Source organism: Micromonospora sp. RB23 (assembly GCF_053585025.1).
Genome location: NZ_CM132111.1, coordinates 1,846,349 through 1,860,256 on the forward strand (window position 1 = coordinate 1,846,349; position 13,908 = coordinate 1,860,256).

Annotated in this window: 13 protein-coding genes and 2 pseudogenes; 9 read left to right on the forward strand and 6 right to left on the reverse strand. The window is 69.7% G+C overall.

Going from position 1 to position 13,908, the window contains the following annotated elements; translation table 11 throughout:
* Window positions 1–65 precede the first annotated feature (65 nt).
* Window positions 66–995: a sporulation protein gene (locus ACTFTM_RS08540; protein ID WP_449565280.1), complete on the forward strand. Its 930-nt coding sequence runs from the start codon at window positions 66–68 to the stop codon at window positions 993–995.
* A gap of 210 nt (window positions 996–1,205) precedes the next feature.
* On the opposite strand, the gene leuE is transcribed toward ACTFTM_RS08540, so the two are convergent.
* Window positions 1,206–1,877 (reverse strand): leucine efflux protein LeuE, encoded by a 672-nt coding sequence (gene leuE, locus ACTFTM_RS08545; RefSeq protein ID WP_449566578.1) that lies wholly within the window; start codon window positions 1,875–1,877, stop codon window positions 1,206–1,208.
* The gene (locus tag ACTFTM_RS08550; protein ID WP_449565281.1) at window positions 1,877–3,118 is read right to left on the reverse strand and encodes a bifunctional pyridoxamine 5'-phosphate oxidase family protein/GNAT family N-acetyltransferase; all 1,242 of its coding nucleotides are present in this window, start codon (window positions 3,116–3,118) and stop codon (window positions 1,877–1,879) included. The genes leuE and ACTFTM_RS08550 overlap by 1 nt, the downstream gene beginning before the upstream one ends.
* Before the next feature lie 34 nt (window positions 3,119–3,152).
* Between ACTFTM_RS08550 and ACTFTM_RS08555 the strand changes: the two genes are divergently transcribed.
* The 3 genes and pseudogenes from ACTFTM_RS08555 to ACTFTM_RS08565 all read left to right on the forward strand — a co-directional run.
* Window positions 3,153–4,493, forward strand: coding sequence for an aminotransferase class I/II-fold pyridoxal phosphate-dependent enzyme (locus ACTFTM_RS08555; protein WP_449565282.1), 1,341 nt, complete (start codon window positions 3,153–3,155; stop codon window positions 4,491–4,493).
* A 74-nt stretch (window positions 4,494–4,567) separates the two neighbouring features.
* Complete coding sequence (locus tag ACTFTM_RS08560) at window positions 4,568–4,690, forward strand: hypothetical protein (RefSeq protein ID WP_449565283.1); 123 nt, start codon at window positions 4,568–4,570, stop codon at window positions 4,688–4,690.
* 69 nt (window positions 4,691–4,759) lie between these two features.
* A pseudogene (locus ACTFTM_RS08565) lies at window positions 4,760–5,062 on the forward strand (uracil-DNA glycosylase family protein); the annotation flags it as partial.
* A 147-nt stretch (window positions 5,063–5,209) separates the two neighbouring features.
* Here ACTFTM_RS08565 and ACTFTM_RS08570 read toward each other — a convergent pair.
* On the reverse strand, window positions 5,210–6,574 hold the full coding sequence (locus ACTFTM_RS08570; protein ID WP_449565284.1) for a hypothetical protein: 1,365 nt from the start codon (window positions 6,572–6,574) through the stop codon (window positions 5,210–5,212).
* A gap of 120 nt (window positions 6,575–6,694) precedes the next feature.
* On the opposite strand from ACTFTM_RS08570, the pseudogene ACTFTM_RS08575 reads away from it, so the two are divergent.
* Window positions 6,695–7,099: pseudogene (locus ACTFTM_RS08575) on the forward strand (uracil-DNA glycosylase family protein); the annotation flags it as partial.
* Between the two features lie 105 nt (window positions 7,100–7,204).
* Here ACTFTM_RS08575 and ACTFTM_RS08580 read toward each other — a convergent pair.
* The 3 genes from ACTFTM_RS08580 to ACTFTM_RS08590 all read right to left on the reverse strand — a co-directional run bounded on the left by ACTFTM_RS08580 (window position 7,205) and on the right by ACTFTM_RS08590 (window position 9,162).
* Complete coding sequence (locus ACTFTM_RS08580) at window positions 7,205–8,617, reverse strand: FG-GAP-like repeat-containing protein (protein ID WP_449565285.1); 1,413 nt, start codon at window positions 8,615–8,617, stop codon at window positions 7,205–7,207.
* Window positions 8,618–8,722: 105 nt separating this feature from the next.
* Complete coding sequence (locus ACTFTM_RS08585) at window positions 8,723–8,983, reverse strand: hypothetical protein (RefSeq protein ID WP_449565286.1); 261 nt, start codon at window positions 8,981–8,983, stop codon at window positions 8,723–8,725.
* Complete coding sequence (locus ACTFTM_RS08590) at window positions 8,983–9,162, reverse strand: hypothetical protein (RefSeq protein ID WP_449565287.1); 180 nt, start codon at window positions 9,160–9,162, stop codon at window positions 8,983–8,985. Before ACTFTM_RS08590 ends, ACTFTM_RS08585 begins: the two co-directional genes overlap by 1 nt.
* Before the next feature lie 265 nt (window positions 9,163–9,427).
* Here ACTFTM_RS08590 and ACTFTM_RS08595 point away from each other — a divergent pair, with 265 nt between their 5' ends.
* The 4 genes from ACTFTM_RS08595 to ACTFTM_RS08610 all read left to right on the forward strand — a co-directional run bounded on the left by ACTFTM_RS08595 (window position 9,428) and on the right by ACTFTM_RS08610 (window position 13,844).
* A complete protein-coding gene (locus ACTFTM_RS08595; protein WP_449566579.1) occupies window positions 9,428–10,399 on the forward strand; it encodes a helix-turn-helix transcriptional regulator in 972 nt (323 codons plus the stop codon).
* Between the two features lie 218 nt (window positions 10,400–10,617).
* Entirely contained in the window at window positions 10,618–12,222 is a 1,605-nt protein-coding gene (locus ACTFTM_RS08600; protein ID WP_449565288.1) for an FAD-dependent oxidoreductase, read from the forward strand.
* A gap of 82 nt (window positions 12,223–12,304) precedes the next feature.
* Window positions 12,305–13,639 (forward strand): MFS transporter, encoded by a 1,335-nt coding sequence (locus tag ACTFTM_RS08605; RefSeq protein WP_449565289.1) that lies wholly within the window; start codon window positions 12,305–12,307, stop codon window positions 13,637–13,639.
* Window positions 13,640–13,643: 4 nt separating this feature from the next.
* Window positions 13,644–13,844 (forward strand): DUF3046 domain-containing protein, encoded by a 201-nt coding sequence (locus tag ACTFTM_RS08610; protein ID WP_449565290.1) that lies wholly within the window; start codon window positions 13,644–13,646, stop codon window positions 13,842–13,844.
* Window positions 13,845–13,908 lie beyond the last annotated feature (64 nt).

Consider the following 13,908-nt stretch of genomic DNA (forward strand, 5'->3'; position numbering starts at 1 on the left):
CCCGGAAGTTCCGGGTGATCACGCGCCGGGTCCGCGACAGTTGAGGTGACCTGGCGGGGGGCGCGATGCGGTTGACGGGGGTGTCTCGGGAGTCCGGCTGGACCGGGCTGTCCGTGCAGACCACGCTTCCGAACCCGAGCACCCGTCCGGGCCTGCGCCTGCCCGGGCGGGTGACCCTCGCCGCCGGCCCGGACGACGTGCTCGTACGCCACATCCGGCTCGGCCTGGTCACGACGGTCGAGCCGGACGACCCGGCGGCCCCCCGACGCCTCATGCAGTTCTTCCAGCTGCCGATCGCCGGGCGGTTCGTCGTCCCGGCGGGGCGTCGTCGGGCGGTCGACTTCGCGTTGCCGCTGCCGTGGGAGACCCCGGTGACGACCTTCGGCGGGGTGCCCCTGCTGAGTCTGCGGATGGGCCTGCGCACCGAGGTGTCCGTCGACCCGGACCTCGACCAGGGCGCCATGGTGCCGGTCTTCGTGCACCCGGTCCCCACCCAGCAGCACGTCCTGGCGGCGTTGGACACGCTGGGCTTCTCGATCCGCCAGGCCGGACTGGTGGAGGGCGGCCTGCCCGGGGTGGAACACACCCTGGGACTGCACCAGCGCTGGGGCTACTGGGTCGGGCCGCTCTACGCCGGCCCGATCACCGAGCTGGAGCTGATCTTCGTGACGAACTCGGCGGGTCTTGAAGTGATCACCTGGATGGACCGGCGGCTGGCCCTGGCCGGCATCACCCACCAGAGCATCAGCCGGTTCCGCATCTGGCACGCGGACGCCGGGCAGCGGGACTGGGTCGCCACCGTGGACGGCTGGCTGCGCCACGCCATCAACCGGCACGCGGCGGCTGCCGCCCACGCCGACTGGTCCGCGCAGATCGGCCATTCCGCCCACGTCAGCCGCCATCCCGACGCGCCGATCAAACCCGGCTACGGCCTGGGCGGCACAGCAGGCGGCGCCGGGGTCGGAGGCGGCTCCGGCGGCGGCGACGGCACCTGACCCCCCCCCCGGCCCGCACCCGCCCCTCCGCGCGCCCCCGCGCCCCGCGCGCGCCGATCTTGCACATTCTGTTGTCACAAGGCGGTGCAAAAGGTGCGAATGGACAACACAAAGTGCAAGATCGCGGGGAGCGGGGAGCGGGGAGCGGGGAGCGGGGAGCGGGGAGCGGGGAGCGGGGAGCGGGGAGCAGGGAGCAGGGGGTGGGGTGGGTTAGCCCGCGCTGGCGGTGGCCAGTTTGAGGCTGAAGGCCAGGAAGAGGGTTGCTACCGCCGTCGTGCCACCCACCGCTAGGCGACGGCGGCGGCGGAACTGGGCCGCCAGGAACGTGCCCGCGAAGATCAGCGCGGTCAGGTAGAGCGCGCTGGTGACCTGGGCGATCAGGCCGAGCAGCAGGAACGACAGCGCCGGCCAGGCGTAGTCGGGGTCGACGAACTGGATGAAGAACGAGATGAAGAACAGGATCGCCTTCGGGTTCAGCAGGCTGATCACCAGCGCCTTGCGGAACGGGCTGCGCATCTGCTCCGGCTCCGCGGCGTCGATGAGCCGCGGCGTGGCAAGGTCGTTGCGGTCGCGCCAGCGCCGCCAGGCGCCGCGCAACATGGTCACCCCGACATAGCCGAGGTACGCGGCGCCGGCGTACTTGATCACCAGGAACAACGGTGGGTACGCCTTGAGCAGCGACGCCACCCCGGCGGCGGAGAGGACCATCAGCACCCCGTCGCCGACGAACACCCCGCCCGCCGCCCGGTAGCCGGCCCCCACACCGCGTTTGGCGGCGGTGGAGAGCACGAAGAGCGAGTTCGGCCCGGGCAGCAGGATGATGGCCACGGTGCCCAGCACGTACGTCCAGATGTCGGTGATCCCCAGCACGCCCGCCATCATCACGCCGCCGGTGTCGTACTGCGAAGCCTTTTCCGCAGCGTGGCCTGTGCGTTCGGCCACTCGTCGACGGTCATCGCGTACTGCACGGTGTCCCGCCACGAGCCGTCGGGGCGCTGGCGGTGCATCCGCAGCACCCCCTCCCGGGTCGCGCCGAGCCGTTCGATGGCCGCCTGGGAGCGGACGTTGCGGATGTCGGTGTGCCAGGCCACCCGTACCGCGCCCAGCTCGTCGAAGGCCCGGCCGAGCAGCAGCAGCTTGGCCTCGGTGTTGATTCCGGTACGCCACCAGGGGCGGCCGAGGAAGGTGTGCCCGATCGCCACCGACCGTCGTTCCGGGTCGATCTCGTAGTACGACGTGCTGCCGACCACCGTCCCGGTCGTCGCGCAGCGCTGCACCCAGGGCGCCCGCTCGCCGCGCTGCTGGGCGGCCAGCGCGGTGGCGATCACCGCTGCGGTTCCGGCGGGCTCGGTGGGCCGCGGGACGGTCAGGTGCCGCCAGACGTCGTCGTCGGCGGTGGCGGCGTGCAGGTCGTCGGCGTGCGCCGGGTCCAGCGGTTCCAGCCGGACGTGCTCACCGGTCAGGGGCACCGGGTCGTGCCAGGGCGTACGGGCCGCCCGCAGGTACGCCGGCAGCGGCGCGGTGACCCCGTCGGCGGACTGCGGCAGCCCGGCGGTCAGCCGCAGCGGCAGGACGCCGGCCCAGTGCGGCAGGTGCAGGTCGGCCTCGTCCTCGCGTACGCCGCCGGTGCGCGAGCGGACGGACACCTCGCGCAGCGGCAGCGCCAGCACGGCGGTCTCGGCCAATTCGCGTCGGCTGGGCGGGCGGCTGTCGGTGCTGCGGCCCGCCCCCACCTTCTCGACGAGCGCGGTGAGCATGGCGCTCTTCTCCTGCGTGTCGGTGACCAGTCGCGCGGTGCCGTGCGCGACCACCGAGCGGTAGTTCGCGCTGTGGTGGAACTGGGAGCGGGCGTAGACCAGCCCGTCGAGCAGTGTCACCGCGACGCAGACGGCCAGCCCGTCGCCCCGGGCTGCGAGCAGGGGTCGGCTGCCGGTGGAGCCGTGCAGGTAGAGGGTGTCGCCGATCCGGACGTGCAGGGTGGGCAGCACGCGGGGCTGACCGTCCACGGTGAAGCCGAGCGCGCAGTGGTACGCCTCGTCGAGGACGGCGTGCGCCGCCTCGCGGTCGTAGCTCATCCGGTCGCGGGAACGGTGGGGGATGGTCCGGGCGGTGGGTGGATACATGCGCGCCCCTTTGTTCTAGTACAATCTTGTCTTTGTGTCAGCACGCTATCAGTTCACCGGGACGACAGCCGTCGCGATTTCGGCCAGCATCGAGTCGGGCATCCGTACCGGCGCCCTGCCACCCGGGGCCAGCCTGCCGTCGGTGCGCGCCCTCGCCGCCGCCCTCGCCGTCAGCCCGGCGACCGTCGCCCGTGCCTATCAGGAGCTGCGCCAGCGTGGCGTACTCACCACCGCCGGCCGGCACGGCACCCGCGTCCGCCCGCGCCCACCGGTGGCCGCCCGTCGCTCCGCGCTGCGTCCCGCGCCCCTGCCCGGCGCCCGTGACCTCTCCCGGGGTGAGCCCGACCCCCTGCTGCTGCCCCCGATCGGCCCGCACCTGGCGGCGCTCGCCGCCCACGTCGGCCCGCCGATCGGCTACTCGCAGGCCGGGGTGCTTCCGGAGATGGCCGAGGCCGCCCGCGCCCGGCTGAGCGCCGACGGCGTACCCGCGGACGACCTCACTCTCACCGGCGGCGCGTTGGACGGCATCGAACGCCTTCTCGGCGCGCACCTGCGCCCCGGCGACGCGGTGGCGGTGGAGGACCCCGGTTGGGCCAACCTGCTCGACCTGGTCGCCGCCCTCGGGCTGCGCCCGCTCGGCGTACCGCTGGACGACGAGGGACCGCTTCCGGCCGGGGTGGCGGCCGCGCTGACCGCCGGCGCGCGGGCGCTGGTGGTCACCAGTCGTGCCCAGAACCCGACCGGCGCCGCCGTCTCCGCCGCCCGCGCCGAGGAGTTGCGCGCGCTGCTCGCCGGACGGCGGGACCTGCTGCTCATCGAGGACGACCACGCCGCCGAGCTGGCCCGCGTACCCCTGCATCCGCTTGCCGGCGCGACCGCGACCTGGGCCTTCGTGCGGTCGGTGAGCAAGCCCTTCGGCCCGGACCTGCGGCTGGCGGTGCTGGCCGGTGACGAGACCACCGTGGCCCGGGTGACCGGCCGGACGCGGGTCGGCGCCGGCTGGGTGTCCACCGTGCTGCAACGGCTGGTGCTGGCCCTGTGGCGGGACCCGGCGGTCGACGACCTCGTGCGCCGGGCGGCGCGCAGCTACGAGCTGCGGCGCGAGGGGCTGCTGGCCGCGCTCGCCGAGCACGGGCTGACGGCACACGGGCGCAGCGGCATCAACGTCTGGTTGCCGGTGCCGGACGAAACCAGCGCGGTGACTGCGTTGCGCGATGCCGGCTGGGTCGTGGCGCCCGGCGCCCTCTACCGGATCGCCGCGCCACCCGCCCTGCGCGTCACCGTCAGTTCGCTCGCCGTCGAGGACCTGACGCCCCTGGCCGCCGCCCTGGCGCGGGCCGCCCATCCCGGTCCACCGTCCGGTTTCGCCACCTGACCCGCCGTTTGGCGACCCGGCCGAGAGGTTTGCCCTGCTCGTGGCGGGTATGCGCGCCGACGGAGGTGGCTGACATGGCTTCAGGCGGCAATCGAGGGCTCTGGATCGCGATCGCGGTCGCGGTCATCGTGATCATCATCGTGCTGATCGCGCTCGCGTCGTGCGGCGGCGGTGGCGGGGGTGGCGGCGGCTACTGACCCGGGCGTCGGGGGTTTCACCCGGGGCGTACCCGGCAGCGCCTACCGAACAGGTATATAACAGTCGGCATGGCCGAGCAGACCGACGCCGCCCCCGGGGCTCAGCGGTTCATCCCTCCCGATGCCGACAGCATCGACGAGTTGCGCGCGGCCTCGGGCGGCTGTCGCGGCTGCGAGCTGTACCGGGACGCCACGCAGACCGTCTTCGGGCGGGGTGACGAGAGCGCCCGCGTCGTGCTCGTAGGCGAGCAGCCCGGCGACATGGAGGACCAGAAGGGCCTACCGTTCGTCGGCCCGGCGGGTCGGCTGCTGCGCAGGGCCGTCGACGACGCGGGGCTCGACGCGGGTCAGATCTACCTGACCAACGCTGTCGCATTGGTTTGAACATGTATAAACCCGGTACAGCACCTCCGATGCGCCGGTGTCGATTTGCAGGACCTCTTCCTAACCACTCTCACGCTGTGCAACCTTGCCGCCCTGACCGCTCAAATATTGGCCCCCGCCGAAGTGGGGCGAGTGTTAGGCGGTGAGATGTTGCCAGAAGTATGGCGCAAAGACGCTCAACGGATTCTCCACCGCTGCTTGTTCGTCGAGTGTTTTGCGAATTTGAGTAGCGATTTGAGCTTTGAACGATTCAAGTTGAGGGACGAGCGAGTAGATGTCCGTCGTATCTATAACGACGGTTCGAACTTGTCCCACATCGAAAGGTAGAGGATCGGCGGCTCGACTAATCTGAACAATCGGCTTCCGCACGGCGTGCCTTAGAGCGAGTTCGTAGAAGACGTTCGGGTTGTGAAACGATAGATCGGCGATTACTAGCTTGCTGTGAATAATGTATTCGATGATCTGGCGTGTGATCATACCAGCGTTTCCGATTTGGTCTGCGCGCACTAGGTGGAGTCCGAACTCGGACAAGGCTGGTTCAATCAAGGAGCCCATGAAGAGGTCTGAATGCCTCCGATGCTCGGACTCCTCCGTGCCGATCGGCGTGATGTAGAAGCACGTCTTACCAAAGTCCTCAGTGTTGCCGCCGAACTTCGGCTCGTTACGAGGGCTCGGCAGGGCGGGTATCGTCTGTCGAGGTGATGCACTGGCGGTGCGAGGCAGGAAATCGTCAAGCACTGTATCTATGTTAAGTACGCGCTCAGCACCGCTTATTGAGCGCAGAACCCCCGTGAACTTCATGTTCACGGTAAATGTCTCAATGCATTTCGCTAGGTCGTCATCTGGTACGCCCAAATCCCGGGCTTTGTCCATCAAGACTGCTTGAGCGGGAAGTCGGTTTCCGTTGTAGGTCTGAAAGAGTGTATTGAAAACTTCTATCTGCTCAATAGCCAACTTAAACCGGGCGCGGGCCCTGGTTGACGGTGTAACGTCATCTGCTACCGCCAATAGGCCGTCTTCGGTCAGAGATAGGTACTCAGCGCTGTAGCTCCCGGTGGTTAGGTGGTACTTCGCGCTGTTAGTTACAAGCTGACGGGTAGGACCGCTGTCTGGGCTCTTTCCGAGGCTGTCGAACAGCGTAAGTCTACGGACAGGCTTTCCTGCCCCGTATTCATAGATGGCTTTGGCGAGATCTAAAGCATCTTCGAAAGTTGCTGCGGGAAAGAGTGCTGTTCGACGAGTTTTCTTGGGTTCCGCAGATGTTCTTTTCGTGGACGTCTTGCGGGCGGTTGTGGCCTTCTTTGTGGCTGCTTTTCTGGGCCGGGCGGTGGTGATCTTAGGAGACGGGCGGGTGCTGGAAGGTCCGCTGACCTTTTGCAGGTAGGGCCTCTGCTTGTCGGATTGATCATCAGCGAGATGCGAAGGTTGCTCGGGTGCTGATGATCCACTTGCGGCGGATTCGATAGTTTCCAGCGTTGAGCCGTTGGCTGAGGTGTCCACGCCTACAGCGTAGGGGGACCACGACCTTGTTGGCCGTAGGCATGCCGCCGCTGCTCCGTCGATCAATCTGAAGTGTTTTCAGTTCGTTGCAAAGTCCTGTTGTATACACAGTATTGCTACGTGAAGCACTTCCGTTTCGAGGTGCGCGGCAAGCGGCGCATCCACCAGACGCCGGACCGCATCCACATCGCCGCCTGCCGTCCCTGGCTGGTCGCCGAGTTCGCCCGGCTCGATCCGGCGGTCGTCGTGGTGCTCGGCGCCACCGCCGCCAAGGCGCTGCTCGGTCCGTCCTTCCGGGTGACGAGGCAGCGCGGCGAACTGCTGCCCTGGCCCGCGTCCGCCCAGCATCCCGAGGACTTCCAGCGGGTCCCGGTGGACAGCTCCGGCGAGCTGGCCGACGCTCCGCCGACCCGGCTGCTGGCGACCATCCACCCGTCCGCGGTGCTGCGCGCCGACGACCAGGACGCCGCGTACGAGGGGCTGGTCGCCGACCTCACCGTCGCCGCCCGCGCCCTCGCCGGTTGAACCGGGCCGCTCCGCGCGTTCCCCCTGCCGACGGCTGGTGACGGCGCAGCGGCAGCAACGGAGACGCGCCCGGCCAGCAGGGGCCGGGCGCGTCAACTGACGATGTCAGACGATGCTGTTGAAGCCGTTCCAGTTGGTGCCGATTTGCTTGCTGGCCGAGTAGGGGACGCCGTTGTCGCGGACGATGTTGTTGGCGTACAGCAGCAGGGTGCCGTCGGTGGTGCGGCCGACCAGGTCGGTGAAGCCGTCACCGGTCACGTCGGCGCCGACGAGCGTGTCGAACCCGTTCCAGCCGCTGCCGATCTGCTTGCTGGCCGAGTAGGGGACGCCGTTGTCGCGGACGATGTTGTTGGCGTACAGCCAGAGGGTGCCGTCGGGCTTGCGGGCGACCAGGTCGGTGAAGCCGTCACCGGTCACGTCGGCGCCGACGAGCGTGTCGAACCCGTTCCAGCCGCTGCCGATCTGCCGCGCCGAGGCGCTGCTGTACGGCACGCCGTTGTCGCGGACGATGTTGTTCGGGTACAGCCAGAGGGTGCCGTCCGTCCTGCGGGCGACCAGGTCGGTGAAGCCGTCACCGGTCACGTCCGCACCGACGATGCGGTCGACGTTGCCCCAGCCGCTGCCGATCTGCCGCGCCGAGGCGCTGCTGTACGGCACGCCGTTGTCGCGGACGATGTTGTTCGGGTAGAGGAACATGGTGCCGTCCGGCCTCACGAGGATCAGGTCGGTGAAGCCGTCACCGGTGGCGTCGGCGTTGACGATCCGCTCGGAGGTGCCCCAGCCGCTGCCGATCTGCCGCGCCGAGGCGCTGCTGTACGGCACGCCGTTGTCGCGCTCGATGTTGTTGGCGTACAGCCAGAGGGTGCCGTCGGTCTTGCGGGCCACCAGATCGTGGTAACTGTCGCCGGTCACGTCGGCCACTCCGGGGTCCTTCACGGGCGGCTGGTTGGCCGTGGTGATGTTGTTGTACCGCCGTGCGACGTAGTTGCTCGCCGGGTGGGAGTCGATGAGACCGTCCCCACCCCCCGTCAGTGTCTCCGTGGCCATCTTCACCGGCGTGGAGCCGAAGGCGTAGTACTCGAAGGCGCCCGCCGACTGGTCGGTCCAACGCTTGAAGAGGATGACGTGCTCGTTCGCGGAGTTCAGGACGTCACCCGGCTGGAGGTCGCTCTTACTGATCTGCGTCGACACCGTGTACATGTTGTAGGTCGTCTTCGAGGTCGAGAGGTGCCAGGCCATCGAGACGAACCCCGAGCAGTCCCTGCGGTAGTCTTTGCCGTTCTCGTCGGGGTAGTAGCCACTTTGGCTGTAATTGATACTGCTGCGATGGTCGTACCAGTACTTCGCACGACTGAGCACCTCGGTCGGCGTGATCGCCCCACCCACGCTCGAGGCGGCGAAGGCCGCCTCGGGCGTGCTTGCCAATACCGTGGCGACACCTCCGCCGAGCCCGGCACCGGCGGCCAATGCCACACCGAGCGCCATGGCGGTCAGCCGGCGAACCGCGTTTTTCCGCATGATTCTTCCTCTCTGGTTCGGATGTTTTTGGGCAGGTCTGTTCGGCCACCGACCCGCGATCGGTGGCAGGATTGACGGGAGATTGAGAATGACCGGTGGTGTGAGTCAGAGAACTCGCCACGGGGCAAGCAGAGGAGTGCTGGCGATCGTCGTGTCGACGATGCGACGCAGTGCTTCGGCCGCCTTTTCCGGGTCGTCGGTGTCGACGAACGCCAGGATGTCCGCGCCGTGGGGGCCGGCCCGTACTCGAAGGTGTTCGACGCCGCTTCCGGCAAGCATGTGCAGGTAGAGCAGATCCCGTAGTTCCGCAGGGTCGATGGCCTCGGTCGGGGTCAGCGGAGCGATACGGATGTGCGTGGCGACCATCACCGCACCTCGGCGGGGTTGACCGGTGGTGCGCCCCAGCCGAACCCGTCGCCCACGAACTGGGTTGCCGAGCTGTCCGCCGCGGGGCTGCCCCAGCCGAAACCATCGGCGAGCGCCGTCATCGGCGCCGACCCCGCGGTCAGGATGATCGCGAGACCGGCGATGACGAGAGCGGTCATCGCCAGACGGTACGAAGAAATGACATGCAGGATCACTTCGACCAACCTCTTTTCTGCGGATTGATTGACTGCCGTGGCGGTTCTCCGGGCTTTTCGGCCCAGCTCGCTGCCGTGAATTAAGCATCGCGACTCCACCCCCGCCTGTCATCGGATGCGGCCTGGCGTGACCCCGCCCGGCGGAACTACGCCAGGTGCTCAAGCGGGTCCACGGGAACGATCGACGGCCGGCACAATGGCGGCAGATGTCCTGCACGGGGGAGGCGTTATGTTCGATTTGCTTGGGTTGTCTGCGCAACACGAGATCGTCTACCGGACCATGCTGGAGCGCCCGGATCTGAACGTCGCCGGCCTCTCCGCCCACCTCGGCGTCCCGCTTGACGAGGTGCGCGCGGCACTGGACGTGCTGGCCGACCTCGCACTCATCCGGCTCGGCCCCGAGGGCGATCACGCTCGACCGGTACGACCGCAGGCCGGGCTGACAGCACTACTCAGCAAGGTGGAGGCGGAGGTCGCGGTCCGGCAGAAACATGTCGAGGCGACCAAAGCGGCCATCGCGGCCATCGCCGCCGCCCACGACGACCACCACCAGGCACTGGAAGGCCGGTTGCTCGAAGGAATCGACAGCGTGCGGGACCGGCTGGCCGAGTTGGCCCACTCCGCGCGCGCGGAGTGTCTGTCCTTCAACACCGGCGGCGCGCAGACCCCGGACACCCTGGAGGCGGAGGCGCCACTCGACCAGCAGGCGCTGCACCGCGGGGTCCAGATTCGCAACGTCTATCAGGACAGCTTCCGCAACGACCCTGGCACGCTCGCGCACGCCCGCTGGCTGGCGGGTCTAGGCGGCCAGTCACGTACCACGCCGACGCTGCCGATGCGCATGGTCATCGTTGACCGGGCTATCGCACTCGTGCCCATCGACCCGACCAACCCGCGGCAGGGCGCACTGGAACTGCACAGCCACGGGATCGTCGCCGGGCTGACCGCTCTCTTCGAGCAGGTGTGGCACACCTCGGCACCGTTCGATGACCAGGTGACGGCCGATGCGCAGGGTCTCACCCGGCAGGAGCGCGAGCTGCTGCGGCTGCTCGGCACCGGGCACACCGACGATTCCGCGGCCCGCAAACTCGCGATCTCCCTGCGAAGTGTTCAGCGCATGATGACGTCCCTGACCGAGCGGCTGGGCGCGGCCAGCCGATTCCAGGCTGGCGTGCAGGCGGCCAGGAACGGCTGGGTGTAGCTGCTCCCGGGCCGGCTGCGAGGCCGCAGCGCGTACGAGGGGCTGGTCGCCGACCTCACCGTCGCCGCCCGCGCCCTCGCCGGCTGAACACGACGACCGGTGGTCCCAAAATCCATCGACGGCGGCGGGGAGTGATACCTGCCGGAAACGGCGTTGCGTGATCGGCGTAACACGACCTCCACAGACTCACATGAGTCGATCTTGTAGGGAGGGCGTTCATGAGCGATCAGACGCAGTCGACGGTGAGCCGGCGTGGATTCCTGCGCGCGGTCGGGGTCAGCGGCGGGGCCGGCGCGATGCTCGCCACGATGGGCGCCATGGGTCTCGCGCCCAGCGCCGCCGCGTCGACGACCCCGGCCTTCCGGGCGCCGGAACCGTCCGACTTCACGCTGTCCGGGCGGCCGGGCGCCAGCGTCGTCGTGCTGGGCGGTGGCATCGCGGGGCTCACCACCGCGTACGAGCTGGGCAAGGCGGGTTACCACTGCACGGTCCTGGAGGCGCGGCACCGCGTCGGCGGGCGGAACCTGACCATCCGCGGCGGCGACGTCGAGACCGACCTCGACGGCCACACCCAGCGGGCCGGTTTCTCCGACGGCGTCTACTTCAACGCCGGCCCGGGGCGGATCGCGCAGTGGATGGTCACCATGGACTACTGCCGCGAGTTGGGCGTACCCGTCGAGGTCTTCACCAACCAGAACGCCGACGCCTGGATCTACAACGAGTCCGCCGGGATGACCGAGCCGGTCCGCTACCGCACCGCCAAGGCCGACGTCTACGGCTACGTCGCGGAGATGCTCGCGAAGGCCACCGACCAGGGCGCGCTGGACGCGCGCCTCACCACCGAGGATCGGGACCGGCTGCTGTCGTTCCTGCAGAGCTTCGGCGCGATCGGCGGGCGTGCCAGCGACTGGGCGTACACCGGGACCAGCCGGCGCGGCTTCTCCACGTACCCCGGCGCGGGCAACGACGTCGGCAGCATGCTCGGCGCGCCGCCGGCGCTCTCGGACGTCTTCGCCAGCAACGTGGGCCGGTACTTCTCCTTCGAGTTCGGCTACGACCAGGCGATGCTGATGTTCCAACCGGTCGGCGGGATGGACCAGATCCCGCGCGCCCTCGCCAAGGCCGTCGGTGGACACCGGATCCGCCTCAACGCCGAGGTGACCGGGGTGACGGACCGGGGCAGCCGGGTCGAGGTGACCTATCGCCAGGGCGGCCGGCTGTCGCAGATCACCGCCGACTACTGCGTGGCCGCGCTGCCGCCGCACCTGATGGCCCGGGTGCCGCACAACCTCGGCGCCGACGTGACCGCCGCCCTGGCCGACTTCCCCGTCACCGCCGCCGGCAAGATCGGTCTGGAGTACCGCAGCCGCTGGTGGGAGACGGACCAGCGGATCTACGGCGGCATCACCGAGACCGACCTGGACCTGTCGCACATCTGGTACCCGTCCTACGGCTTCCACGGCCGGCGGGGCCTGGTCGTCGGCTACTACAACACCGGGGCGAACGCCCGGGCGTACAGCGGGCTCACCCCCGAACTCCGCCAGGAGCGGGCGGTCAGCCAGGGCGTGAAGATCCACGGCGACAAGTACCGCAGCGAGCTGGTCACCTCGTACTCGCACGCCTGGGACCGGACCCGCTACATCGAGGGCGCCTGGACCTCGCCCCGGTACGGCACCGCCGGATACAACCTGCTCCTCCAGCCGGCCGGGCGGGTCTACTTCGCCGGGGACTGGCTGAGCCACGAGGTGGCCTGGCAGCACGGCGCGTTCGTGGCCGCCCGCGCGGCGGTGTCGTCCCTGCACCAGCGGGTGATGACCGGCTGACCGGGTGGGGCGGCGGGCGCGGGGCGTCGGGGTCGGGTTAGGTGCGCGAGGATGGGGGCGTTCCCGTCCGTGAGGAGCGCCGATGGCCACCGATCTGACCGCGCCGCGTACCGCCGCCCGGCCCGACGTCGCACCGATCCAGCGGCGCACCATGCGCCTGCTCTTCAGCACCCAGATCATCGGCGGCATCGGCGTGACCATCGGTATCTCGGTGGGCGCGCTGCTCGCCGCCCGGATCGCCGGGACCGCGGTGGCCGGGGTCGCGCAGAGCGCCGGGGTGGTCGGTGCGGCGCTGCTCGCCGTCCCGGTCACCCGGATCATGGCCCGGCACGGCCGTCGGCCCGGCCTGGTGCTGGCGTACGGCGTGGGTGCCGTCGGCGGGGTCCTGGTGGTGCTGGCGGCGGCCACCCGCTCGGTCCCGCTGCTCTTTGTCGGCATGCTGCTCTTCGGTGGTGGCACCGCCGCCAACCTCCAGGCCCGGTACACGGCCGTGGACCTCGCCGAGCCGGCCCGTCGAGGTCGCCAGCTCTCGCTGATCGTCTGGGCCACCACCATCGGCGCGGTGGCCGCGCCGAACTTCGCCGCCTTGGCCGATGAGGTGACCACCGGCTGGGGGCTGCCCGCGTTGGCCGGCCCGTTCGCGTTCAGCGCGACGGCGTTCGTGCTGGCTGCCGTCGTACTCCTCGCTCTTCTGCGGCCCGACCCGCTGCTCACCGCACGGCGACTCGCGACGGCCGACGCCGCGTCGCCGGCGGGCGGTGGCGTCGGGCCGGCCGCCGCGCCGGTCGGCGTGCGCGCGCCGCGCGGCGCCGGGATGCGGGCGGCCTGGTCGGTGGTACGCGCACAGCCCGCCGCCCGGCTCGGCATCGCCGCCGTGGCGGTGGGTCACCTGGTCATGGTTGCGGTGATGGCGATGACCCCGGTCCGGCTCGGTGAGTCGCACGCCGACGCCGACGTGCTGCGACTGGTCGGGATCGTGCTGAGTCTGCACATCGCCGGCATGTACGCGTTCTCCCCGGTGGTCGGCTGGCTCACCGACCGGCTCGGCCGCCGGGCGGTGATCCTCGGCGGGGTCGGGTTCCTGCTGGCCGCCTGCGCGGTCGCCGGCACCGCCGGGCACCACACGCCTCGGCTCTCGGTCGGTCTCGTCCTGCTCGGACTGGGCTGGTCGGGGACGATGGTGGCCGGCTCGACGCTGCTCTCCGAATCGGTGTCGGCTGGTGTGCGGCCGAGCGTCCAGGGATTCTCGGACCTGATCATGGGGTTGGCGGGCGCGAGTGCCGCGGTGCTCAGCGGGTTTGTCATGCAGGCGGCCGGATATCCCGTGCTCACCCTGCTCGCGGCGGTCGCGACCGTGCCCCTGGTGGCGCTAGCGTTGCGCCCGGTGCCGACCGGGGCACCGGACGAGGAGGATTGATCACGTGCGGCTGACCGACTTCTGGGCGCGGTTGGAGGAGGCGTTCGGGCCGGGCTACGCGGCGAGCATCGCCCGGGATCAGGTGCTGTCCCAGCTTGGCGGCCGGACCATCGAGCAGGCGTTGGCAGCGGGTGAGCGGACGAACGTGGTGTGGCGGGCGGTGTGCGCCGCGTACCCCGACCGCGTACCCGCGCGACTACGCTGAGCAGCCTTTTCGCCGGTTCCGCGTGTCGCTTGTCGAGTCGTACACCTGTTCGGCTATTGTCCAC